The organism is bacterium (genome assembly GCA_037147175.1).
Taxonomy (GTDB): domain Bacteria; phylum Cyanobacteriota; class Vampirovibrionia; order Gastranaerophilales; family UBA9971; genus UBA9971.
Genome location: JBAWVS010000043.1, coordinates 1 through 23,594 on the forward strand (window position 1 = coordinate 1; position 23,594 = coordinate 23,594).

The window sequence follows — 23,594 nt, forward strand, 5'->3', positions numbered from 1 at the left end:
TATTGCAAATTACTCCAAATTCTTAAAAATTAGCTGCTTGTGCATTGGTCTTATAATAGAAGAAGCTCTAAAAATATTAGGTGTGAATGGAAAAAAAGTAGGACGATTAACACCTTTTGATAAAGTTATTGTAGATTCAGAAGGACTTAAGATTGAAAGATTCGGAAAAATAATTGAGGATCAAACTATTGCTAGACCAGTTTAATCAATCCATTTAAAGTTCTAATTTGTATAAACTTTTTAACTCTGAAGGCTTGTGAATACCTGTTTCTGTAATTATTCCCGCTATAAATTCAGCAGGGGTAACATCAAAACCCGGATTAATTATATTTACACCTTCCGCGCAAACAGTTTTTCCGTTTATGTGTGTTACTTCTTCTCTATCACGCTCTTCTATGGTGATTTCATCACCTGATTTGATTGACATATCGATTGTAGAATGAGGTGCAGCTATATAAAAAGGTATATTATGAGCTTTTGCGGCAAGAGCAACGGTGTAAGTGCCTATTTTGTTTGCCGTATCGCCATTGGAAGCAATTCTGTCGGCACCGACTATTACAAGATCAATCATTCCTTTTTTCATGAAATATCCGCACATACCGTCTGTTATAAGAGTTGTAGGGATTTTATCCTCTACGAGTTCCCATGTGGTGAGCCTTGCGCCTTGTTGACGCGGGCGGGTTTCATCAGCAAAAACTTGAATCGTGTTGTCTTTTGCAAAAGCTGAACGAACAACCCCAAGAGCTGTTCCGTATCCTGCTGTTGCCAAAGCCCCTGCATTGCAGTGTGTAAGTATTGTCGCGCTTTTGGGAACGATTTTTGAGCCGTGTTCACCGATTTTTTTGTTGATTTCTATATCGTCATGAAGAAGTTTTACAGCATTTTCTTCAAGAAGTTTAATGATTTTTTCTGTAGCTTCAAAAGAATTTTTTGCCAAGTCAAGTTGAATATCCACCGCCCATGCTAAATTTACTGCTGTGGGACGGGTTGATTTTAAAAATTCTCCAATTTCCTGAAGTTTTTCGAGAAAATCCTGTTTGTTTTGGAATCCTGATAATGTTTGTGCGCCTAATGCAACACCAAAAGCCCCGGAAACTCCAATGGCGGGTGCGCCTCTAACTATCATGTTTTTAATTGCAGATGCCATTTCCTGATATGTTTTTATATTGACCGTTTTGTATTCGTAAGGAAGCAATGTTTGGTCTACAAGTTTTACGTGGTTTTCTGCCCATTCTATGGGTCTTATTTTTGATTCAAAGGTCATTTTTGTTTTTCCAATTTTTATATTTCTTATTTCTTTTCTTCTTTTTCGCGGATTACAATTCTGATAGGGGTTCCGAAAAACCCGAAAGATTCGCGGAGCTTGTTTTCAATATATTTTTCATAACTTTGAGTCAAAATATCCTTGTTATTGACAAAAAGAATAAAAGTAGGAGGAGCAACAGAAGCCTGTGTTGAATAATAGATTCTTAAACGCTTTCCTTTTTGTGATGGCGGAGGATTTAGGGATAAAGCTTCTAAAATAACTTTATTTAAAAGGTTTGTTGCGATTCTTTTATTTGTAAATTCATAAGCTTCTTGAACAGCAGGGAAAATTTTCCCTAAACGCTGTTTTGTTTTTGCGCTTATGAACAATAAAGGGACATAGTTTAGAAAAGGAGCTTCTTTTTGGATTTTTTTAGTAAAGTCGCTTACTGAATTGGTTTGTTTATTTTCAACGGCATCCCATTTGTTCACCACAATGATAAAGGCTTTTCCGTCCTCAACGATTATCTGGCTTATTTTTTTGTCCTGATCTGTCAAACCTTCAAGAGCATCTATCATCAAAAGAGCCACATCAGCGTTTCTTATTGCTTTTAAGCTTCTTGCTACGGAAAATTTTTCAATACCGTACTCAACTTTGGCTTTTTTTCTTATGCCTGCCGTATCGACCAGAGTATAATTTACCCCGTCTACACAAAGTTCGGTATCAATGGTATCTCTTGTCGTGCCGGAAACATCACTGACTATGACCCTGTCTTCTCCCAAAAGGGAATTTACGAGAGAGGATTTGCCTACGTTTGGTTTTCCAACAACGGCTATTTTGATTTTTTCGATTTTTTCTTCTTCGCGATATTCCGGCAAAACCTTTACAATCTCATCCAGAAGATCGCCTACATCTCCAGTTCCGTGCATAGCGGAAATCGGATAAGGCTCTCCTATCCCGAGAGCATAAAATTCGTTTATAAGACTGTTTTTTTCCGGTGTATCAATTTTGTTTACCACTAAAAATACGGGTTTTTTAAAACCTTTTCTTAGTAAATTTGCAATATCTTCATCTGTTGCCGTAAGACCGTCTTTTCCGTCAACGAGGAAAAGAATGACATCAGCTTGTTCTGCCGCAATTTCCACCTGAGTGTAGATAGACAGCATAATTTCATCTTCCATCCCTGGAATAATACCGCCAGTGTCTATTATGGTAAATTGTCTGTTTGCCCAGTCGATGTCAAAATAAAGTCTGTCTCTTGTAACACCCGGCATATCATCAACTATGGATTCTCTTGAGCCTATAAGACGGTTTACAAAAGTCGATTTCCCGACATTTGGTCTGCCTACTATTGCAACTATCGGTTTTTTATTCATTACTTAACCTGTTTTCAGTTAAAAATAACTCTCTTTGATTCTATAGTATAAATCAAATAAAGTTTAAAAATTAATATTATTTTCATACTTTGTTTTTATGTAATAATTTTCATCCTGATTGGGTTGAAGCCATTTTTTTTCAGGTGTTGAAGACGGGACAAAAACAACAGCTTTTTTATCTTCGTAAATAGGCTTCCATTCTTTTAATTCCCTAAAGTTTTTTTGAATAGGAGTATCTTTATTTATTAAAATAACATCGTGATGATATTTATTAAAAATTTCTTTCCATTTTTTGCGGTTTTGCATTTTATTGTATAAAGTTATAGCGCTTACATCCATATAAGCTTCATTTTTATAGGTTTCTTCATATCTTCCGTCAATGGAAATAAGATTTTGCGGGTATAATTTCCACATTGTATAACTGCCCCAATTAAAAGGAACTAACAAATTACCTTTCAGTTTGTTAATTTTAATAAATTCAACAGCTTTAGTCGGGTAAAACGAAAGGTTGATTTCAAGAGGTGTACTGGTAATCATAATCAGGCAAGCGTTAATTATAAAACTGTATATAAAGGCAAATTTTGTAAAACTAACAAGGGTATGTTTGTTTTCCGGAATTAAACCGTAAATTTTGTCTCTAATTTTCTTAAAGACAGCATCTGTAAAAACAGCAAAGTATTTATATCCAAAAACAGCGACTATAATTGAGAAAAATACAATATGCCTTAAATGTTGTATTCCGAGATATAAAGTTGCCCCGAAGGCTATTATTTCTACCCAATCAAATTTAATTTTTTGCGAAACAGTGTTTTTTGAAAATATTTTATAACTCAAAGCCGTGATTAATAATACAACCTGGATTTTTGTTCCTATAATTTTATAAAAACTTTCAAAAGGATTAAGCCGGCACCACTCGGTGATGTAAGGTCTGGGCATTGTTACGGCTTCTATTAAGTAATGCCAGTAATTTATTCCGTAAGGGTTTATAAGCGTCATAGAGAGGCATAAAGCCAGAATTCCAAGATATTTCAATGGATTCTTTTTGTTTAAAAATTCGCCTGCCGCATAAAAAACCAGCAAGCCAAATCCGGAAAAAAAACCCGCATGCATGTTTGCCCACAGCAGTGTTGTTACAGGCAAAATCCATATTAATCTGTTTTCACCCCTTCTTATTCTTTCAAGAACGTAAATCCAGAGAGTAAAAAACAAATATGTAAAAGCCTGACATCTTAATGTTGCTGCTATACCCAGTAATACTGAAATAAGTGTAATAAAATACCATCCGATTCGCAGTTTTTCAGGTTCAGGATAAATCAGTTGATTTGTTTTGAAAATTAATACCAGAATACTGAAAAGTATAGCTATTTTGAAAAATATAATACCGTAATCTCCAAAATAGCTACTCACGTTATAAAAAACAACTCCTGATAGCCATTCGTGATCTACCCATAGAGGTTTTGACGGAAAATAAGTAAAAATATCATGATAAAGAACATTTCCCAGTTGTGAAAATATTTTTCCGACAGCCAATCTGTGCCATAAATCGAGGTCAGCAGTGTTTTTTGTTAAGGAGAACATAAAGCTCATAAGAAAAAGCGATATGTAAAAAATTATTTTTTTAATTTTATCTATAGTTTCCATAAAAAACCTTTTTAATGCTGTAATTTATCTCAGTATAGGATTCTGTCCAGAACTTTAAAAGCCTTAAAATGCTTTCCTGTATCATGAACACGGATAATATTTGCTCCCTGTGAAGCCATATAGGCATTAAGAGAAATATTTGCTTCCTCTGTTTCTTCGGATGAAGAAGACTTTAATATATTTGTAATCATTGATTTTCTTGAAACACCAACTAATAAGGCACAGCCTAAAGACTTAAATTCTTTTACTCTTTTTATTATCTCGATATTATGCTCTAAAGTCTTTCCAAAACCGATACCCGGATCAATTATTATGTTTTCGGGCTTTATTCCTGAAGAAACAGCTTTCATCACTTTGTTGGAAAGGCTTTCATAGATAGCGTCTATAATGTTTTTTTCGTAAGTCGGATTTATTTGCATTGTTTCGGGGTTTGGCTTGGAATGCATAATTACCACGGGAACCTGAAGTTCGGAAGCAACATCAATCATGTTTAAGTCCCAATCAAAACCGGAGACATCATTTATAATGTCAGCCCCTGCTTTTATGGCTTCTTTTGCAACAATAGAGTGTCTGGTATCTATACTAATCGCAATATTTTCATCAAATTCCCTTATCTTTTCAAGAACAGGGAGGATTCTGTTTAATTCCTCATCCTGATGAACTTCTCCGGAAAAAGGTTTTGTGGATTCTCCGCCTATATCTATAATATCAGCGCCTGATTGAATCAAATATTTTGCTTGTTCAAAAGCTTTTTCAGGTGTGTTAAATTTTCCTCCATCCGAAAAAGAATCGGGAGTGACGTTTAAAATCCCCATTATATAAGTTTTTTGAGTCCAATCAAAAGTTTTTCCTCTTATTTTAATCGGATGAGGAATTTTATTTAGTAGTTCAGAGAGATTTCCCGCTAATTTCGCAAGTCCGAAAGGTTGTTTTTTAAGTTTTTCGAATAAAAGTTTTAGTTGAGAATCAGTACAACTGATTAAAATATCCGTTTTATCAATTTTGCATGTAAGAACTTCCCTGTGAATAGCGGCATCAGCACCTATAGAAAGTGCAAGCTGCTTTATTATAGAGGCTTGAGGGCATGTTAAATCCTGTATTTTATAAAGATTAAATTTATACTTTGAAAGAGCCTGTTTTAAATATGATTTGTCAAAGCCAATCTCCTGAATGACTTTTTCCGCGCTTTCAGGCGTTATTTTTCTTATATAATAATTTTTTTCCATTATTTCCTTTTATATTTTTTACAAATGCAAATTATTAATTAATTATATACTAATATTAAAACAATTTTAAATTCCTGATTTTATGCCGAATAAGCGGTCAGCAAAAGAATTTTAGTGCCGATTAATATTGCCTGAAAAGTTTTAAAACCCTGCTTTATAAGCTGATTTTTTTATGTGTATAATTTTTAGCATTTTTACCTGAAAATTCAGCGACTGTTTGTCCGTTGCCGTAAAGTTTGTATTTGTATATTGTAAGCCCTTCCAGTCCGACAGGACCGCGGGCATGTGTTTTGTTTGTACTTATTCCGACTTCAGCGCCCAGACCGTACCTGAAGCCGTCAGCAAACCTCGTGGAAACATTGCAGTATGCTCCTGCTGAATCTACCAGATTCATAAATAAATCCCTATTTTCGGTATTTTCGGTTATTATGCAGTCAGTGTGCCCTGAACCGTATAGATTTATGTGGTTTATGGCATCATGAATATCTTCAACTATTTTTATTGAAATGATTTTATCGCTGTATTCTGTTCTCCAGTCTTCTTCAAAGGCTTCTTCTACGTTGTGAACTATTGTTCGGGTTAGTTCATCTCCTTTTACAATAACGTTTTCTTTTTTGAATTCAGAAATTAAAACAGGTAAAAGTTTTTCAGCGATGTTTTTATGGATAAGCAAAGTTTCAACAGCATTACATGCCGCAGGGTACTGAATTTTTGAGTCTATAGAAACTTTGACGGCTTTATCCAAAAGAGCTGTTTCGTCTGCAAAAATATGACAAATTCCTTCTGTATGACCGAGTACAGGAATTTTTGTGTTTTCTTGAATATATTTAACAAGGTTATTGCTTCCTCGAGGGATTAAAAGATCGATATATTTGTCTAACTGAAGCAATTCTTTAACATCTTCCCTTGTTTTTATAAGACTTATAGAATTTTCGGGAAATTCGGGAATGGTTTTAAGGGCTTCCGTTATTAATTTAACAAAAATTTTGTTTGAGTTTAAAGCCTCAATGCCGCCTTTTAGAATGACAGAATTTGCCGATTTTATTGCAAGAGAAGCTATTTGTGGAACAACGTCAGGTCTTGATTCAAAGATAACTCCTATTACTCCGATAGGACAACTTATACGGTAAAGCTCAAGGTCTTTATCAAGTTCCATATCCCATAAAACTTTATTTACAGGGTCTTCAAGTTTTACAACGTCTTCTATTCCTTTTATGATTACATTAATTTTTTCTTCATCAAGCTTTAGTCTGTCATATAAAGGTTTTGTTAAAGAACCGTCTTTAAAAAGCGTTTCTGCTTCTGCTAAATCCTTTTTATTTTCTTGAAGAATTAAGTCAATATTGTTTTTTATATGTTCAGCAACTTTTAAAAGAGCTTTATTTTTAGTATCTTCTTTTAAAGAAGCCAGTTTATATGAAGCCTGTTTAGCACTTTGTGCTATTTTTTCCATTTTAAAGAAACTCCTGTTTGTAAAAGCTAGAGAATAACTATGTTATCTCTTGTAATGACTGTATCATAGTTTTTAAAACCCAGTATTTTTTCTATTTCCTCCGAATGCTTGCCTATAACCTGTTTACATTCGTGGCTTGCATAGTTTGTCATTCCTTTTGCAAATTCTTTTCCGTTTTTATCAAGCAAAGAAATAACATCCCCTTTTTTAAAAGAATTTATTATTTCAATGATACCTACCGGCATTAAGCTTGCTTTTTTTTCAATTAAAGCCTTTTTAGCGCCGTCATTTATTTTTATATAACTGTTTATGTTGGTAGCGTAGGCGATCCATTTTTTTCTTCCCGACAGGTGTTCTACCGGTAAAAACAGTGTACCGATAGGTTCTCCGTTAAAAATTTTGCTTATAATGCCGGCTTCTTTTCCGTTTGCAATTAACAGCATTCCGCCTGAATGCATAACAACTTTTGCAGCTTCAATTTTTGTTTTCATGCCGCCTCTGCCGCCTTTTGAAGCTTCAAAACCGAGGGATTCTATTTCGGAAGTTATTTCTTCAACCACGGAAATAATTTTTGCTTCTTTGTTAACACGCGGATCATCATCGTAAAGCCCGTCTATATCAGATAAAATTACAAGCAAATCAGCATCAAGCTTGCTTGTAACAAGTGCAGAAAGTTTATCGTTGTCGCCAAAACAAACTTCTATTTCATTTTCTTTGTAGCATTCCAGCTCTCCGGTAGAAATAGTATCATTTTCGTTAATTACAGGAATTACACCAAGTTCAAGAAGGGTGTTCAAGGTGTTTCTCAGGCTCAAATATCTTTTTCTGTAAGCAAAATCATCGGAAGTAAGAAGAATTTGAGCTGTCGTTATATTAAATTTTTCTAAAGCTTCTTCATAAAAATGCATTAATTTTCCCTGACCGACAGCGGCGCAAGCTTGTTTTATGCTTATGGGATCAAATTTTTCCGTAGGCTTTAAGATTTTTGCGCCCATTCCAACAGCACCGGAAGTAACAATAATGATTTCTTTGCCTTCTTTTTTTAAGTCAGAAATCGATTCTATAAAAGAGTAAATTCTTGAAAGAGCAATATTTCCGTCTTTGTTTGTAATAGTGTTTGTTCCAAGCTTAAAAACTATTCTTTTTGCATCTGTTATATTTTTTCTATGGTTCATTATGAAAATCTCATTAATTTTATTTTTTATTTAATATGTAAAAATTTTTACATTAATCCTGTCAAAATATAGTTGAAATGTTACAAAACGTTGCAACTATTCGAACAATAAATTAAAGAATATTATTTAAAATATAAATACATTATATGTTTTTTTATAATAATTTCAAAGAAATATTTTAAAAAGCTGAATAGTATTAATATTTTAGGGTTGTAAAATTTTCATAATAGGTTATATTGTTATTAATCTAGCTATTTATGTTTATAAATCCTTTTTAAACTCGGAGGTCGGCTTCTTGAATACTTCTTCAATCAAGAGAATAAAAGAAAAAAATTTAAACGATTTTGAAAAACAGGTAGAAATATTGTTTGAATCTTCCGGAAATGGAGTAAAAAGACAGGAGACAATTACTCTTTCAGGAAAAGGTTCTGTAAAAGTTTTATTAACGGTTTAAAAAATTAAAATCTGTCCTGTTAAAATCAAAACAGCACTATCAAACAAGCTGTTTATATTTTTAACAAGAGTTTCTCTTACTTTTCAAATTTTAAAATAGAATCAAGGTACTTTGCTACCCTGCTTTTTGGTATTATATATTTTTCTTTGGCATAAATTTTTCTAAAAATATCAATAGGTTCTTCGTTTCCGTGAATAAGAGCGTGACGTATTTCTATAAATTCTTCTATTAAGGATTCCTGTACAGAAATATCTTTTGTTTCAGGCATTTTATGCAGTTTATCTTCGTCAACATAAAAGTGAAATTCTGTTATAAAAACTTCATGTCCTTCAGCGTTAATACTTTTTAATGCAGGTTTTGGATTTACCCATAATTCCCCGTCTCCCTGAACTATCCATGACGGAATTCTGTAAGCCATGTCTATAGGAAGAGTTATGGCAACATTATAAACACTTTTTGTTTTAGCCACAGCGCAATCAAAATTATTTAAAAGCATTTTATAATCGATAGTGTTTGCTCGTTTTATATCAAGACGATTTGAACTTATTTCTCCTCTGGGGATATTTTTTCTTAATTCAGAAAGAAATGCTCTATTTATAGGTCTTTCAGAAAAATAAAGTGTCATAAATTTTCTCCTTTTAAAGAAGAATAACAAATTAAAACAATATTTTTAGCTGACAAAAGTATAATTTTTTTTAGTTTTCTAAACTTGTATAATCTTTTTCTTTTAAGTCAAAATGCTCTGTTGCCATAAAAAATAAACTGCCTAAAGAAACAGTAATAACTGAAAAAAGTTGACTTATTACTGAAACGGCAAAAGCTGTTTCTCGAGAAATATTAAAAAAGCCTAAAGCAATTATAAATCCCCACTGCAAAGTCCCTAAAGAGCCGGGTCCCGCAGGTATTAAAGAAATAAAAGCTATTATAGATAAAACAAATAAAGAACCTAAAATTCCTATAGAATAGCCAAATCCTTTAATTAACACAAACAAAGACAATCCTTCACAAAGCCACACGAGAAGTGTAATAAAAAACGTTTTTAAAATTAAAACAGGCGAGTTGAAAATTTCAAGACCGTTTATAAAAGAATTAACCGTTCCTGTTATTTTATTTAAAATTTTGCTTAAAAAGTTTTTAATTCGGGTATTTGGGGTTGGTGCAAAAAACCGTTTAAATTTTTCTTTAATAAAAGCATTTTTATAAAATTTTGAAATTAATAATAAACTCAAAAAAGTCCCTACAAAAATAATTCCTGCTGCAACAGCAATTCCGAAAAACTTTTTGCTTGAATAAACAAACGAAGCCAACAAAAATAAAATTAAAAACAAGATTAAACCGTCAAAAATCCTTTCCAGCACAATTGATGCCAGAATAGTTACCCTGCTTAAGTCTTCTTTTTTTCCAAAAAAATGAGCCCTATAAAGCTCGCCGCCTCTTGCAGGAACAACACAGTTAACAAGCCAACCTCTCAAAAGAGAATTTAAAAAAGAAGTCAGTTTGATTTCTTTTTTTTCCGAAAGAATTGTTTTCCATCTTAAAGCCCTGAACAAGAATGCACAGTAATGGGCAGGAATCATTAAAAGCACATAAAAAAAGTTTAAATGCTTAACAGCTTCTAAGGACTTGTTTATATCAATATTTTTTAATATAAGTGCAATAAATACTGCACCTGTAATTAAACTTATTATTTTTTTGTCGAATATTTTCATAAAAATTTGAGTTTTTTTAGTGTGAATATTATTATTATACATGTTTAAGAAAATAAATATGGGTGAGAAAAGATGACCAGAGCAATGACAATAACAGAAAAGATTTTAGCGGCGCACGCAGGTCTTGATGAAGTCAAACCAGGTGATTTGATAACGGCAAAAGTTGATATTACTCTTGCTAACGATATTACAGGTCCCGTTGCGATAAACGAATTCAGAAAAATAGGTGTTGATAAAGTCTTTGATAAAGAAAGAGTTGTCTTTGTTCCCGATCACTTTACACCGAACAAAGATATTAAATCAGCTCAAAATGCGAAACTTATAAGAGAATTTGCAAAAGAACAGGGGTTAAAACATTATTTTGAAGTCGGAAGACTTGGCATTGAACATACGCTTCTTCCCGATCAGGGTATTGTAGGCCCGGGGGATCTTGTTATAGGTGCTGATTCGCACACATGTACCTACGGTGCTTTAGGGGCTTTCTCTACGGGAGTGGGTTCTACGGATTTGGCATGTGCTATGGCTTCAGGCGAAACATGGTTTAAGGTTCCCGAAACAATAAAAGTTATTTTTAACGGGAAATTAAACAAATGGGTTTCGGGAAAAGACCTTGTTCTTCATCTTATCGGGGATATCGGGGTTGATGGAGCGCTTTATCAATCATTGGAAATTACTGGTTCGGCAATTGACGAGCTTTCTATAGACGGAAGATTTACGATTTGTAACATGGCAATTGAAGCAGGCGCGAAAAACGGAATTATTCCGGCTGATAAAATTACTGAAGAATACGTTAAAAACAGAACTTTAAGACCTTATAAATTCTATCAAAGTGATGAAAATGCCGAGTATTTAAGAGTAATTGAGTATGATACAAGCAAGATAGAGCCAACAGTGTCATTTCCTCATCTTCCCGAGAATACAAAACCTATTTCGCAGGTTGGAAATATAAAAATAGATCAGGCTGTAATAGGAAGCTGTACAAACGGAAGATTGCCGGATCTTAAGGAAGCCGCGGAAATTTTGGATGGCCGTAAGGTTCATCCCGATGTAAGGCTTATAGTTCTTCCGGGAACGCAGGAAATTTATCTTGAGTGTATAAGATTAGGCTATGCCGAAAAAATTGTCAAAGCTGGCGGAGCTTTCTCTACTCCTACATGCGGACCATGCCTTGGTGGTCATATGGGTATATTGGCAGAAGGAGAAAGAGCAATTTCAACTACAAACAGGAATTTTGTAGGAAGAATGGGTCATCCAAAAAGCGAAGTATATCTTTCAAACCCTGCAATCGCAGCAGCAAGCGCAATTTTAGGAAGAATCGCTTCTCCTGACGAATTATAGAAAAAATTATGTAAAAAACAAAGCCTACCAAGAGGTAGGCTTTGTTTTTTGATTTTTACTTTAATTTAGAATCAATATAATCTGACCCAAATAAAGTATCTGCTTCTTGCTGTGTTTTCACACCTTTTTTTCTAAGAATTTGACCGAATTCATATAATTTGCGTTTCAACTTATCATCTGTAACGCCTTTTTGTTCTAAAACTTTGTCGAATGTTTCAGGAGCATTAAAGCCGAGTCCTTTTTGAAGATGGTCATGATATTCTGTTTCCCAGTTTTCAGGCAGTCTGAATTTCCAGTTATTCTTATTATTGGTATTTTTTACGTTATATGCATCGCTATATCCCAGAATATCAGTGAACATTAACTGATATTTTTTTGCAGGTCTTCCCAGTAACCAGGCAAAAGTGTTTTTTATTTCATCAGTGTTCGGGCTTTTTTGTTGATGAATATTTTGTTCATCATGGTTAGCAAAACAATCCCATTTTTCTGAATCGGTATCTCCCCATTGAGCGCAACTGAATTTGGGAATTTTATTTAAAATTCCGTTATTCTTTAAATAACCGTCAACGAGTTTTTCATCATAAGCAGGATTAAATGGCAAATGTTCGGCAACACACAGGTCTTTTTCAGCACCGCCGTCTTTTATGCCCGATAAAAAAGCATCTCCAATGATTTTTGGGTTTTTGCTGTAAACATCAGGAATAATTACTTTATCGTCAAGACCGTTATTGATAGAAGGATACATAAGATATTGCGCTGCATCAATTCGGACTCCGTTTCCGTGTTTGGCCTGATATAAGGCTTTATGGTATACAAGTGATTTGGCCGATTCTTTTTCAGGGTGCAATACAGGTAAACCCCATCGTACTGCTTTGCCTCCATTATCGCATGCCAGACTGTCTTTGGAACTAAAAAACGGATTTTCGCCATTATATTTATCTTTTGCTATTTGACCGTCTAAAGCTTCATTCATTCCAATAGGACAGTCAACAATTATTTTTATGCCGTTTTTGTTTACATCTTTCAAATCTGTTTGCATTTTTTTATATTGTTCTTCAGCTATAAATTGTTTGAATTTATAACGCTCAGGGTTATTGCCGTCATATTTTTTTGCGTATGAATCAAGCCAGAATTTAATTTCTTCTTTTTCTTTAAAGGCTTTAAACTTATCAGCTAACTGTTTAATCGAAGAATCATTGTTTGATTTAGTATAATTTTCATAAGCTTTATTAAGCAATTTTTCAATATTGTTTTTATTCTCATAATTAGTTCTGTAATGATTTTTTATATCAAAACTTATTAAATCAGGGCCGGACTCTTTTAACAGGTTTCCGAAAGAATCTTTTGTCAGTTCAAAAGGATTAACATAATTGAGAGATAATCCAAAGCCCGGAGTGTTAAAAGGCGAAAAGTCTTTATTAGCAGAAATTTCCCCTGTCGGTAATAATTGGCTTGCATTAATACCGGTTAACGGCGCTATTTTTTCAAATAATTTTGAAATGCCGGAAAAATTTCCTATGCCTGTATTTTCTCTGCTTTTTGCAGGAGTTGCAGCGATAGGCATAATCATTGCAAGATAATTTATTCCTGATTTTTCTTTTGCCGTTTCAAGACTTTGGCTTAACATTTGTGTTTCCGCAGTTGTCAATGCTCTTCCAAAAGCAGGTTTTGGCTGATTATTGTTTTGAAAATTTGATTTTTGTCGATAATTAATTGATGGAATATTCATCTTTGATCAAAACGCTCACTTAAGTGCTTTAAACTTATTAACGAAACAGCTAATGATAGAAAGCACGTGAATAAAAAAAATTGACATGATTTATTTAAAAAATTGATAAATTTTATAAAAAAGATAAAAAATCCTTGTAAAAACTAGGTTTTTAGGCAAAAAACCAATTTAATATTTTGTAATATATAATATTCAATAAAACGACTTTTCGGCAAAAAATTTTTGATGTAAAAATGTAAACAGAGAAGTAATTTGAGGAAAAATAAATGAGTCTTGTCACAAAGCCCTTATTAACGATTAACTCAGAAAATTTAACCCGAATTTTAAATCAATTAAAATCCTTATATAATTTTGAAAATATTGATGAAAACAGAAAAAACTATATTATAAGTAAAGTTCAAAAATACGGTTATCTTCCATACCCGCATATAAAAGCGCTGGAAGAGTTAACAGAAGCAGAAACATTGCTTGCACTTGAAGAAAAATTTAAGCTCAATAATATATATAAAGCTGAAAAATTTGATTTTCACCCGGAAAATATCAGTCCCGTCAGTCGTGCAGGGTATAAAAGTTCTGCATGGATAAACAAAGAAGGGCATAATATAAAACTTGTAAATCTGGCAGGGCTTGGAAACGGAAATAAAACAAAAGAACCCGGAAAATTTATTGACTGGCTCAAACAGCTTGTAACGTTGCCTTCCGGCAATATTAAAGAAGGCGTTTTAGGCACGACAATGTATTTAATTCCTTTTCATCCGAGAGAATTCGGATGCGCATATCTTCCCAAAAGCTCGGAAGTCAGCGAAAAGCTGGAGGATGCATTTTTAAAAGAAAAAACGAAACTTGATGCAAAAAACCAGGTAAGGCTTTTTCTTGCTTTAACGCAGCTGGCAGGGCATCCGACCATGTATGATGTCCTTCCGCAGACAGGAAGGTTTTCAAAAACAATTCTTGCTGCGCCTTATGTTGCAAGATGGTTTGATATTAAGGATTTAACCGTTAAATTAACGGAAGAAGCCGAAAAAATCGCTTTAAATTTATCACAAACTCATAATTTTATTTTTGTTAAAAAAGTTAAAAATATTTTACAGGAAGAATTATTAGGAATTTATTTACCTGTTGGAGATGATTTAAAAGAAATTTTTGATATTTTTGGTAATGAAATGCTTTTAAGGAAAAAAGAATTTTCAAAGAGAATGCTTTCAAAAGAAAATCAGGAAAAAATTTCTCAAAAAGTAAAAGAAAAAATTTGTGAAATACTCGAAAAGCCTGAAAAAGTTGAATTAATAGAAGATGATATAACAAAACAAGATGAAATTGTAGGAGAGCTTATAAAAAGCGGACTTTGGTCGGCTCCGGGCGGGGCATGGTGTTCATCAGGGGTGCCGGTATTTGATAAAATGAGTGAAGGTGAGGGTTATCCGATGTTTAGGCATTTTGATAACAAGGATAAAGATGTAACCCATTTTGCAAATCTTGATTGCCAGACACCTTATTATTTCGTTTATTTTGCGGATTGCGAGCAGAGGCTGAAGGGAGGAGGCGATGAGCCTTCGACCGAAACGCCGTTTAAGGCGAGCAACCAAGCAGCGGATTGCGAGCAGAGGATGAAAGGAAGAGGCGATGAGCCTTCGACTGAAACGCCTTTTAAGGCGGGTAATCAGGTAACAGAATATAATTGGAAAGTAATAGATTTTTATGTGAATTTTTTGAAAAAAATACAAAAAGACTATAATTTTGACGGATTCAGGGTTGATCATATTGACCATATTGTTGATGAAGTCTCTGAACAAGACGGTTTTCCTATAAGTTACAGGGCTCCCCGAAAAGTTTTAGGCTTGGCGAATAATGAGCTGAAAAAAGAAGTTTCTTATTTTGCGGCGCTCGCTGAATACATGCTCTGGGATAATTTTTTTAAAGAATATCATAAGGACATGGCTTTTGATATTCTCTGGGGAAGCGATATAATCTCTCAAAGCTCGAAAACTGTTTTGCGAATTGTGGAAGATAACGAACAGCTTGAAGAATACAATAAATCAGCCGATATTAAACAGGAAAAACTCTCTATTTTGAAAATTTATAATAATCAGGACGGAGAATTTAGAGAAATTAACCAGTATCCGGGTCAACTGGGAGAAGCCGGAGCTTTGTTTAAATGGTTTAAATACAAGTTCCTGTGCGGGGGAGAGCATTCTTCAAGACCCGTTATGTTTATAGACGGTGATGAATCTTTTACAAAAACAGGCATAGAATCTGTAATAGGCGCAGAAGAGGCCATGAAAAGAAATAATAATTATGAATTTTTTGAAAAATTTGATGCCATAAACAGATTTGCTTTAATTAATAATGTTTTGCTGGAAGGAAAGGCTCAAATTGTTTATAGTAACAGTGAAACAGGTTTTATAAGCTGGTTGGTGCTTTCGGAGAATTTAAAAGAAAATATTTTTGTTGTTGCAAATGAAAAACCGCCGACAGAAGTTGTCAGAAATTCTCATGGTGAATTTATTACCGTCGAAAACCAAATTATTTATAATATTGAAACAGTTGTTCCTGAAGGGTTTTCGGTTGTTTCAGAATATGTCTTAAATAACGAAGATTTAAATTTTTCTGAAACAACTAAATTAAATAACCTGTCAGAGAACAAATTTTATTTTGAAAAACTTGAACCATCAGAATTTCATTTTTATAAAGTTATAAATATACCGCTTCAAAAATAAATTTGGGATTTTAACTACCGATTAGTATAAGTATAAAGAATAGTATTAAAGATTAGAGGTTTTGCGAATAAAATTTTGTTTTTAATATGTTATAACACTAAAAGTGTTTCGTTATAAGGAAACAAACAATAAAAATAAAGGAGTTATACCTATGAAAAAATCTCTGGCAATATTGGGTTTGCTTATGGCATTTTCTCAACCTGTTTTTGCACAGTGCAGTAGTTGTGGTCAGCAATATATTGGTGCAGCGGTTCCTGTAACTACAATTAATCCTTGTAATACCTATATAAGAGTAGTTCCTATTGCTAAAACATACGTAAAATCTTATGCTTTAGTTCCGGGTAATCCTTGTAACCCATGCGCAACAGGGGCAGCAGTTCCTATCAATGTACCTACAATTGCTGTTGATCCTGATTATAAGGACTATGCATGTTGTTCAAAACATGGTTTTTGGAAAAATTTCTTTAGTTTTTAAATTTAACAAAGAGGTTTTAGTATAAAAAAAGAGGGATTAAATCCCTCTTTTTTTATGTTTAAATTTGGAATTTATCGTCTTTAATAAGAGTTACCCTGTCACCGTTTTTCTTAATGCCTTCAACGATTACATTAGGACCGCCAATCATAAAATCAGTGTGTATAGCTGATTTGTTCATTTTACTTTCTTCAAGGAGGGCTTCTTTTGCCTTATCGTCTGTAAGTTCTTTGAATCCGTCTATACAAGCGGAGAATCCTTTTCCTACTGCAATATGGCAAACAGCGTTTTCGTCAAGAAGAGTGTTGTTAAAGACTCCGCCTTTTTTCTCGCTTATTTTATATATAGGTGAACCTGCAACTAAAGCAACTTCTCCTAACATAGAAGCACCTTCGTCTGTGTTCATGTGTTTTTGTATGATTTCAGCATTTTTTTCAGCGGTTATGTTTACGGCTTTTCCGTCTTTAAATTCCATTTTAATTCCATCAACCAAATTGCCGTTTAAAGATAAAGGCAGGGTAGATGAAACGACACCATGTGTTCTTGTTTTGTCGGGAGAATTAAAAACTTCTTCTGTCGGAACATTAGCAACAAATTTTTGTCCGTCGGTGGTTTCTTCATAAGCTGACATAAATTTAATTTTAGGTGATAGACCTACATAAAGATCAGTTTTTCCGTCAGGTTTTTTAGTTAAAGGATCAACACTTACAAAATGTACTTCATCAAGATCCAAAGCGTTTACTGCGTTCGCTCTTCTTTCAAGTTCTTTTGCATGTTGTGCAAATTTACCTTTTCTGAGAATTTCAGGTGCATCTTCAGCTGCAGCTTCAAGGGCTTTAATCGGGTCTTTTGTTTTAGGATAAGCAGAGATTGATGACATTGTTGTAGGAGCATAAAGTATAGTCCACGGGTACGTGTTTTCAAATTTTTCCCTGATAGGTTTGAAAGCTAAACCACGAGCTTGTGTATTTTTTGATACTTTTTCAGCATCAATTCCTTCAAGAGCATTCGGGTCATCTCCATCCAAATGCAATTGTGCGGTATTCATTTCATAGCGTTTTTGTACTCTAGCCAGTTGGTATTCAGGAACTTGTGTTAATAGCTCTTCTTTCGCATATTGAAGGAAATTTCTGGTTAATGTTTCTTTTGGTTCTGTAAAAAGTACTTCCACAGGACCTGAGCCGTTTTTAAGAGCATGTTCCGCTATTTTGTACACGTTGGCTTCATGTTCTCTCTGGGCGGTTATTAGAAGAGGCTGACCTTTTCTAAGGCTCAACATTCCCTCAAGAATATCTTTCGGGTCAAGCTCTAATTTTTTGGCAACATCAGGAGGAATAATTACTTTGTTGCTGTTAATAACGGCATTTTGTTCGGATGCTGTTAAACTTGCCGATTTATAAGGAGAATTTTCTGTATTGAAGTCTATAGAAGCAGCGTTTTTTTCTTCTAAATTTTTATCTCTTAATTGTTTCCATTCAGTATTCGGCTTTTGACCGTATTTTTCGTTTAAATCGTCTATTATCGGGTCTTTTAAATCAATAATTACATTGCCTGAGCCCATTTTATAGGCCTGTTCCTGCACTATTTCAACAATAGGCAAAAATTCTTTATCGGCGGTAATTTTTAAAGGCTGATCAGGTTTTAATTGAAGTTTGTTTTTTAGCAGATCATCTGCATAAGTATATAATTTCGTTTTTGCACTTAAAAGTTCTTTTTCATTTCCATCAACAGCACCGGTTTCCGTGACAGGATTTTGATTATTATTTCCAAAGGAAACAGTATCTTTTTTCAATGTGTTAAGTGTTGGAGCTTCATTATCTTTACGTGTTGTTTGCGAATTATTAACATTATTATTCCGGTTTAATTTGTTTAAAAACGATAATCTGAGTGAATTTAGCATTATTGTTTTTCCTTTTTATATTATTAATACAACATTTATATAAAACCCGTAAAACAAAAAGTTGATAGTTTTCAAAAGAAACATTAAGAAATATTTAGTTGTTTTTAATTTCTTCGTAGATTAATTTTGCCATCGGGAAAGGCTCTAAAGCTCTTTCAAAAATTCCCAGCGAATAAGCTATAGTTAGTCCGTAATTTGTAATAGGCACACCTGCTTCATCGGCTTTGATTATACGGGATAAAATCTCTCTTCTGTTTGTCATACAAGCCCCGCAATGAATTATAAGTTTATAATCCTTTATGTTTTCAGGAAAATCATGTCCCGCATAATGTTCAAATTCAAGTTTTCCGCCGACATACTGGGTTAACCAGCGTGGAATTTTTACCCTGCCTATATCATCGCCTATGGCATGGTGTGTGCATGATTCACAAATTAAAACTTTATCGCCGGTTTTTAGTTTATCTATGGCAAGAGTTCCTTTTACAAATTCGTTTAATTCTCCTTTGAACCTTGCAAAAAGTATGGAAAAAGAAGTCAGCTTTATTTCTTTGGGGACATCGGCAGAAACCTTTAAAAATGCCTGAGAATCTGTAATTACAAGGGCAGGAGGTTTTTTTAGCCTGTCAAGAGCCTCTTTTAGTTCTCTTTCTTTTACAACCATCACCATGGCATCACTATCAAGCAAATCTCTTATAGTTTGAACCTGCGGAAGAATAAGTCTTCCTTTTGGCGCTTCAAGGTCTATAGGAATAACAAGAACAGCAAGTTCTCCGGCAGGAACAAGATCTGAGGCTATGGAAGGAGAATTTAGAAATTCTTCGGGTGCTGAATTTATTATTTTTTCTTTTAGTTCTTTTATTCCGAGATTTTCTTTTGCGGAAACAAGAACAGGTTCGATACTAAGGTTTTTTAAGGAGTTAATAAGCTTTGATTGATCCTGTTGTATGTAATTGTCAGATGTTGAAAAACCGTCATAAAGGTCAATTTTATTAAAAACAGCAATTATTGGAATGTTTCTTGATTTAAACTCCTCATGAAGACCGTATTCAAAATTTTCCCATTCAGGGCTGTCACAGACAATTATTGCAATATCAACTCTGTCAAAAATTTTTCTTGTTTTCTGAATGCGCATTTCTCCAAGGCTTCCTTCATCATCGATACCTGCTGTATCAACAAAAAGTACCGGACCAAGAGGTAAAAGCTCCATGGCTTTTTCGACAGGATCAGTTGTTGTTCCTGCAATTTCGGAAACTATAGAAACATCCTGTTTTGTTAATTTGTTTAAAATACTGGATTTTCCGGCATTTCTTCTCCCAAATATCCCTATATGAAGGCGCATGCCGCGTGGAGTGTTTTGCATTTTTGTTTCCTTTGTTAAAAAACTTAATATTTCAGGTTTTGTCGTTAATTTCTTTTTTTTAGGGGTTTTATTTATAATACACCGTTAAATTAATTGTAACAAAGAGAAGTCGAATGTCTTTATTTATAGGCGCTACTTTTGCAGGAGCAATCGTTACGCCTTTGTTAAATAATGTGGTCTTAAACAAGTTTATGGATAAAATTATTAAGAAAAAAGATCAAAAAAACAAAGCTCCGGAAGCTGTTTCTGTAAATTCAACAAAAATTAAATAAGAGCCAAACTTGTTAAAAACATATATTGAAAATTTACTTTATATTTTTGTGATGTAATAAATACAAAGCGATTGTTTGTAAAATGGCTTTGGCTGCAAGCATTTTATCTTTAATAAAAAAATGCTATGATAAGTCTATAAAATCATTTTGGGTTAAAAAATTAACGTAAAACAAATTAATAAATATAAAATGAGGAGTTAATATGACCGAAGGTAAAAATAAAATTTACTTTGTGGATGTTACAAATAGGGACGGGGTACAGACTTCCCGCTTAGGACTTGCAAAACTTCAAAAAACCATGATCAATTTATATCTTGATAAAATGGGTATAACTCAATCAGAATTTGGATTTCCGAATACAAAACACGAAATTAATTATCTTAATGCCAATCTGGAACTTGTCGACAGAGGTGCTATCTCTAAAACAAAACTTAGCGGATGGATGAGAGCTTTACCGAGCGATGTTTACCAGTCTTTTCAAAATGTTCCGCGCCTTAAATACGTAAATCTTTCTGTTTCAACTTCTGATCAGATGATTACAGGTAAATTTGGAGGAAGAAAAGACAGAAAAGACATTATAAAACAGACTTTAGATGCAATAGATGCGGCACAAACATGCGGAGCTCAAAGAATAGGTGTTAATGCAGAAGATGCTTCAAGAACAGAAGAAAGTTTTTTAATTGAATTTGCGAAAGCAGCAAAGGAAAAAGGCGCTCATAGAGTTAGATATTGCGATACACTTGGTTATGATGACCCGCACACAACCTATGAAAGAATTTATAAACTTGCCGCAGAAACAGGTATAGACGTTGAAATGCATTTTCATAATGATCTGGGCATGGCTGTTGCAAATTCCGTAATGGGTGCAAAAGCTGCAATTGACGCAGGAGTCAATGTTTATATAAATACTGCTGTCAATGGCATGGGAGAAAGAGCCGGAAATGCAGATCTTGTTTCCTGTATTCTTTCAATATTAAAAGCCAGCGGCTTTAAGGATAAATATCAGCTTGATCCGAATATTGACCTTAGCAAAGCATGGCAACTTGCAAAATATACTTCTTACGCTTTTGGCGTTCCTCTTCCGATAAATCAGCCGGCTGTGGGAGATAATGCATTTGCGCATGAATCTGGTATTCATGCGGATGGCGCTCTTAAAGACAGAAGAAACTATGAATTATATGACTTTGAAGAGCTTGGAAGAGGCGAACCTGAAATAGTTGAAACAGGAAGAATGATTACAGTAGGAGAATATGGCGGTATTAAAGGGTTTAGAAATGTTTATGAAAAACTGGAACTCGAATTTCGTGATGAAGACGAGGCCAGAAACATTCTTGAGCTTGCCAGATATGCCAACGTACATACTCAAAAACCTCTTATGAACACCGAGTTAAAGTTTATATATGATTATCCTGATATTGCAGCAAAAATAATGACAGTTACACCTTATTATGTGCCTACAGGAGAACTGAAAAAGCGTATTGAAAGTGCTATTGCGAAAACAGAGGGTGTCGTTAAGTAAGTTTTTTGATTTTTACAAAGGAAGTAAAAAAATGGGAAAAACTATTGCAGAAAAAATAATAAGCGAGCATTCAAATAAAAAAGTTAAAGCAGGCGATTTTGTTGTTGCTAAGGTTGATGTTGCCGCCGTTCAGGATGGAACAGGGCCTCTGACCATTCAGGAAATTCAAAAAATCGGTCTTGAAAAATGTGCAAACCCTGAAAGAACAATTTTATTTATAGACCATGCTGCTCCAAGCCCCAGAAAAGAGCTTTCAAACGCCCATAAAATCTTAAGAGAATTTGCTAAAAAAACAGGAGCGGTTCTTTCAGAAGTTGGAGAAGGTGTTTGCCATCAAAGACTTGTTGAAGATTATGTAAACCCCGGAGAAATTCTTGTCGGAGCTGATTCTCATACTTGTACATCAGGAGCTTTAGGTGCTTTTGCTACAGGCATGGGGTCTACTGATGTAGGAATAGCTATTGCTCTTGGTAAAACATGGCTTAAAGTGCCTGAAACTTATAAAATAGAAGTAACAGGAGATTTTAATGAAGGTGTTTATCCAAAAGATTTAATTTTGCATTTAATAGGTCTTATTGGAGCAGACGGCGCAACTTATAAAGCACTGGAGTTTACCGGTGAAACCATCAGAAAAATGTCTATGTCCGACAGGTTTACCCTTTCAAATATGGCTGTAGAAGCGGGAGCAAAAGCAGGTCTTATAGCTTCTGACGAAATCACAAAGGAATATTTGATTTCCAGAGGACGCGGGGAGCAGTTTAAAGTTGTTGATTCAGACCCCGATGCTGTTTATGAAAGAGTTATTGAAATAGATGTAACAAGGCTTGAACCTGTCGTTTCATGTCCGCATACAGTTGATAATACACAACTGGCAGTTAAACTCGACAATATAAAAGTTGATCAGGTTTTTATAGGAAGCTGTACCAACGGAAGAATCGAAGATTTAAGGGTAGCAGCAGATATTTTAAAAGATAAAAAAGTTCATCCTGATGTAAGATTGCTTGTAATTCCTGCTTCAAGAGATGTTTTTCTGCAGGCAACAAGAGAAGGATTGATAGAAGTTTTTGTAAAAGCAGGAGCTTCAATCATGACACCAGGATGTGGTCCTTGTGTAGGGGTTCATGCCGGAATTCTTGGAGATGATGAAGTATGTATTTCCACCCAGAATAGAAATTTTCAGGGAAGAATGGGCAATATAAAAGGAAATATTTATTTAAGCTCTCCTGCTACAGCAGCAAGCAGTGCTTTAACAGGATATATAACTGATCCGAGAAAATTCCTCTGCTCTGTTGTTGAGCAAAGAACATATCCTTTTGAAAAATATATTTAAAAAATCAGGAGAAAAATAATGATAAAAAAAGGCAAAGCATGGAAGTTCGGGGATGACATAAGCACCGATCATATTGCGCCGGGGAGATTGTTTCATTTAAGAACAAACCTTCCCGAGCTTGCAAAACATGTTCTCGAGGATGCTGATCCCGAGTTTGCTTCAAAAATGAGTATCGGTGATTTTGTTGTGGGGGGAAACAATTTTGGGTTGGGGTCTTCAAGAGAGCATGCTCCGCAGGTTTTAAAAATTGCAGGAGTTAATGCGGTTTTAGCAAAGTCTTTTGCCCGTATTTTTTTCAGAAACGCCATAAACATAGGGCTTTTGGCAATAATCTGTGATACGGATAAAATTAATCAGGGTGACGAGCTTGAATTAGACCTTTCAAAAGGTTTAATCCGGAACAAAACTCAGGAAATTCAAATTGAAATGACGGCTCTTCCTGATGTCATGATAAAAATTCTTAATGACGGGGGGCTTGCCAAGCATATTGAAAAATATGGCGATTTCCAGCTAGTTTAAATTTCGATGTTTAATTTTCCTATTTTTGTATAATTGCCTAATTCTGTAGATGGAATAATTTTGTTTCGCAAGTCAGGCTTAGTAGTCGATATATTATATACTTCTAAGAGGTCATCTGAAAAGTATTGAAAAATAGGTCACAATATTGTTAGGTATGT

20 protein-coding genes are annotated in these 23,594 nt (G+C 34.2%); 9 read left to right on the top strand and 11 right to left on the bottom strand.

Annotated elements, in window-relative coordinates; all coding sequences use genetic code 11:
- Positions 1–205: hypothetical protein (locus tag WCG23_09980; GenBank protein ID MEI8390196.1), on the top strand; the 205-nt coding region annotated here is incomplete at its 5' end.
- A gap of 9 nt (positions 206–214) precedes the next feature.
- On the opposite strand, the gene mtnA is transcribed toward WCG23_09980, so the two are convergent.
- From mtnA to proB, 6 genes are all read right to left on the bottom strand, one after another.
- The gene (gene mtnA, locus WCG23_09985; GenBank protein ID MEI8390197.1) at positions 215–1,264 is read right to left on the bottom strand and encodes an S-methyl-5-thioribose-1-phosphate isomerase; all 1,050 of its coding nucleotides are present in this window, start codon (positions 1,262–1,264) and stop codon (positions 215–217) included.
- 26 nt (positions 1,265–1,290) lie between these two features.
- The gene (gene der, locus WCG23_09990; GenBank protein MEI8390198.1) at positions 1,291–2,622 is read right to left on the bottom strand and encodes a ribosome biogenesis GTPase Der; all 1,332 of its coding nucleotides are present in this window, start codon (positions 2,620–2,622) and stop codon (positions 1,291–1,293) included.
- A gap of 63 nt (positions 2,623–2,685) precedes the next feature.
- Positions 2,686–4,200 (bottom strand): hypothetical protein, encoded by a 1,515-nt coding sequence (locus tag WCG23_09995; protein ID MEI8390199.1) that lies wholly within the window; start codon positions 4,198–4,200, stop codon positions 2,686–2,688.
- 92 nt (positions 4,201–4,292) lie between these two features.
- On the bottom strand, positions 4,293–5,489 hold the full coding sequence (gene folP / locus WCG23_10000; GenBank protein ID MEI8390200.1) for a dihydropteroate synthase: 1,197 nt from the start codon (positions 5,487–5,489) through the stop codon (positions 4,293–4,295).
- A 154-nt stretch (positions 5,490–5,643) separates the two neighbouring features.
- Positions 5,644–6,942 (bottom strand): glutamate-5-semialdehyde dehydrogenase, encoded by a 1,299-nt coding sequence (locus tag WCG23_10005; protein MEI8390201.1) that lies wholly within the window; start codon positions 6,940–6,942, stop codon positions 5,644–5,646.
- A gap of 26 nt (positions 6,943–6,968) precedes the next feature.
- On the bottom strand, positions 6,969–8,117 hold the full coding sequence (gene proB, locus WCG23_10010; protein MEI8390202.1) for a glutamate 5-kinase: 1,149 nt from the start codon (positions 8,115–8,117) through the stop codon (positions 6,969–6,971).
- 295 nt (positions 8,118–8,412) lie between these two features.
- On the opposite strand from proB, the gene WCG23_10015 reads away from it, so the two are divergent.
- Positions 8,413–8,571 (top strand): hypothetical protein, encoded by a 159-nt coding sequence (locus WCG23_10015; protein ID MEI8390203.1) that lies wholly within the window; start codon positions 8,413–8,415, stop codon positions 8,569–8,571.
- A 76-nt stretch (positions 8,572–8,647) separates the two neighbouring features.
- Here WCG23_10015 and WCG23_10020 read toward each other — a convergent pair whose 3' ends face one another.
- Both WCG23_10020 and WCG23_10025 read right to left on the bottom strand, forming a co-directional pair.
- Complete coding sequence (locus tag WCG23_10020; GenBank protein ID MEI8390204.1) at positions 8,648–9,196, bottom strand: hypothetical protein; 549 nt, start codon at positions 9,194–9,196, stop codon at positions 8,648–8,650.
- Positions 9,197–9,266: 70 nt separating this feature from the next.
- The gene (locus tag WCG23_10025) at positions 9,267–10,280 is read right to left on the bottom strand and encodes a lysylphosphatidylglycerol synthase transmembrane domain-containing protein (GenBank protein ID MEI8390205.1); all 1,014 of its coding nucleotides are present in this window, start codon (positions 10,278–10,280) and stop codon (positions 9,267–9,269) included.
- Positions 10,281–10,364: 84 nt separating this feature from the next.
- On the opposite strand from WCG23_10025, the gene leuC reads away from it, so the two are divergent.
- Positions 10,365–11,618, top strand: coding sequence for a 3-isopropylmalate dehydratase large subunit (gene leuC, locus WCG23_10030; protein ID MEI8390206.1), 1,254 nt, complete (start codon positions 10,365–10,367; stop codon positions 11,616–11,618).
- Positions 11,619–11,673: 55 nt separating this feature from the next.
- On the opposite strand, the gene WCG23_10035 is transcribed toward leuC, so the two are convergent.
- Positions 11,674–13,347 (bottom strand): hypothetical protein, encoded by a 1,674-nt coding sequence (locus tag WCG23_10035; protein MEI8390207.1) that lies wholly within the window; start codon positions 13,345–13,347, stop codon positions 11,674–11,676.
- Positions 13,348–13,613: 266 nt separating this feature from the next.
- Between WCG23_10035 and WCG23_10040 the strand changes: the two genes are divergently transcribed.
- Both WCG23_10040 and WCG23_10045 read left to right on the top strand, forming a co-directional pair.
- Positions 13,614–16,064, top strand: coding sequence for a hypothetical protein (locus tag WCG23_10040; protein MEI8390208.1), 2,451 nt, complete (start codon positions 13,614–13,616; stop codon positions 16,062–16,064).
- Between the two features lie 151 nt (positions 16,065–16,215).
- Entirely contained in the window at positions 16,216–16,539 is a 324-nt protein-coding gene (locus WCG23_10045; GenBank protein ID MEI8390209.1) for a hypothetical protein, read from the top strand.
- A gap of 58 nt (positions 16,540–16,597) precedes the next feature.
- On the opposite strand, the gene WCG23_10050 is transcribed toward WCG23_10045, so the two are convergent.
- Both WCG23_10050 and hydF read right to left on the bottom strand, forming a co-directional pair.
- Complete coding sequence (locus WCG23_10050; GenBank protein ID MEI8390210.1) at positions 16,598–18,436, bottom strand: aminopeptidase; 1,839 nt, start codon at positions 18,434–18,436, stop codon at positions 16,598–16,600.
- 94 nt (positions 18,437–18,530) lie between these two features.
- The gene (gene hydF / locus WCG23_10055; protein ID MEI8390211.1) at positions 18,531–19,796 is read right to left on the bottom strand and encodes a [FeFe] hydrogenase H-cluster maturation GTPase HydF; all 1,266 of its coding nucleotides are present in this window, start codon (positions 19,794–19,796) and stop codon (positions 18,531–18,533) included.
- Between the two features lie 113 nt (positions 19,797–19,909).
- Here hydF and WCG23_10060 point away from each other — a divergent pair, with 113 nt between their 5' ends.
- The 4 genes from WCG23_10060 to WCG23_10075 all read left to right on the top strand — a co-directional run bounded on the left by WCG23_10060 (position 19,910) and on the right by WCG23_10075 (position 23,436).
- The gene (locus tag WCG23_10060) at positions 19,910–20,068 is read left to right on the top strand and encodes a hypothetical protein (protein ID MEI8390212.1); all 159 of its coding nucleotides are present in this window, start codon (positions 19,910–19,912) and stop codon (positions 20,066–20,068) included.
- A gap of 202 nt (positions 20,069–20,270) precedes the next feature.
- Positions 20,271–21,587 carry a homocitrate synthase gene (locus WCG23_10065; protein ID MEI8390213.1) on the top strand — a complete coding sequence of 439 codons (1,317 nt, stop codon included), beginning with the start codon at positions 20,271–20,273 and terminating at the stop codon, positions 21,585–21,587.
- A 31-nt stretch (positions 21,588–21,618) separates the two neighbouring features.
- Positions 21,619–22,917, top strand: a complete 1,299-nt coding sequence (locus tag WCG23_10070; protein MEI8390214.1) for a 3-isopropylmalate dehydratase large subunit — start codon at positions 21,619–21,621, stop codon at positions 22,915–22,917.
- Between the two features lie 21 nt (positions 22,918–22,938).
- Positions 22,939–23,436, top strand: a complete 498-nt coding sequence (locus tag WCG23_10075; GenBank protein MEI8390215.1) for a 3-isopropylmalate dehydratase small subunit — start codon at positions 22,939–22,941, stop codon at positions 23,434–23,436.
- Positions 23,437–23,594: the final 158 nt, after the last annotated feature.

Coding starts and splice junctions, on each gene's coding strand:
- mtnA (MEI8390197.1), bottom strand. CDS start 1,264: ATGACCTTTGAATCAAAAATAAGACCCATAGAATGGGCAGAAAACCAC.
- der (MEI8390198.1), bottom strand. CDS start 2,622: ATGAATAAAAAACCGATAGTTGCAATAGTAGGCAGACCAAATGTCGGG.
- WCG23_09995 (MEI8390199.1), bottom strand. CDS start 4,200: ATGTTCTCCTTAACAAAAAACACTGCTGACCTCGATTTATGGCACAGA.
- folP (MEI8390200.1), bottom strand. CDS start 5,489: ATGGAAAAAAATTATTATATAAGAAAAATAACGCCTGAAAGCGCGGAA.
- WCG23_10005 (MEI8390201.1), bottom strand. CDS start 6,942: ATGGAAAAAATAGCACAAAGTGCTAAACAGGCTTCATATAAACTGGCT.
- proB (MEI8390202.1), bottom strand. CDS start 8,117: ATGAACCATAGAAAAAATATAACAGATGCAAAAAGAATAGTTTTTAAG.
- WCG23_10020 (MEI8390204.1), bottom strand. CDS start 9,196: ATGACACTTTATTTTTCTGAAAGACCTATAAATAGAGCATTTCTTTCT.
- WCG23_10025 (MEI8390205.1), bottom strand. CDS start 10,280: ATGAAAATATTCGACAAAAAAATAATAAGTTTAATTACAGGTGCAGTA.
- leuC (MEI8390206.1), top strand. CDS start 10,365: ATGACAATAACAGAAAAGATTTTAGCGGCGCACGCAGGTCTTGATGAA.
- WCG23_10035 (MEI8390207.1), bottom strand. CDS start 13,347: ATGAATATTCCATCAATTAATTATCGACAAAAATCAAATTTTCAAAAC.
- WCG23_10040 (MEI8390208.1), top strand. CDS start 13,614: ATGAGTCTTGTCACAAAGCCCTTATTAACGATTAACTCAGAAAATTTA.
- WCG23_10045 (MEI8390209.1), top strand. CDS start 16,216: ATGAAAAAATCTCTGGCAATATTGGGTTTGCTTATGGCATTTTCTCAA.
- WCG23_10050 (MEI8390210.1), bottom strand. CDS start 18,436: ATGCTAAATTCACTCAGATTATCGTTTTTAAACAAATTAAACCGGAAT.
- hydF (MEI8390211.1), bottom strand. CDS start 19,796: ATGCAAAACACTCCACGCGGCATGCGCCTTCATATAGGGATATTTGGG.
- WCG23_10060 (MEI8390212.1), top strand. CDS start 19,910: ATGTCTTTATTTATAGGCGCTACTTTTGCAGGAGCAATCGTTACGCCT.
- WCG23_10065 (MEI8390213.1), top strand. CDS start 20,271: ATGACCGAAGGTAAAAATAAAATTTACTTTGTGGATGTTACAAATAGG.
- WCG23_10070 (MEI8390214.1), top strand. CDS start 21,619: ATGGGAAAAACTATTGCAGAAAAAATAATAAGCGAGCATTCAAATAAA.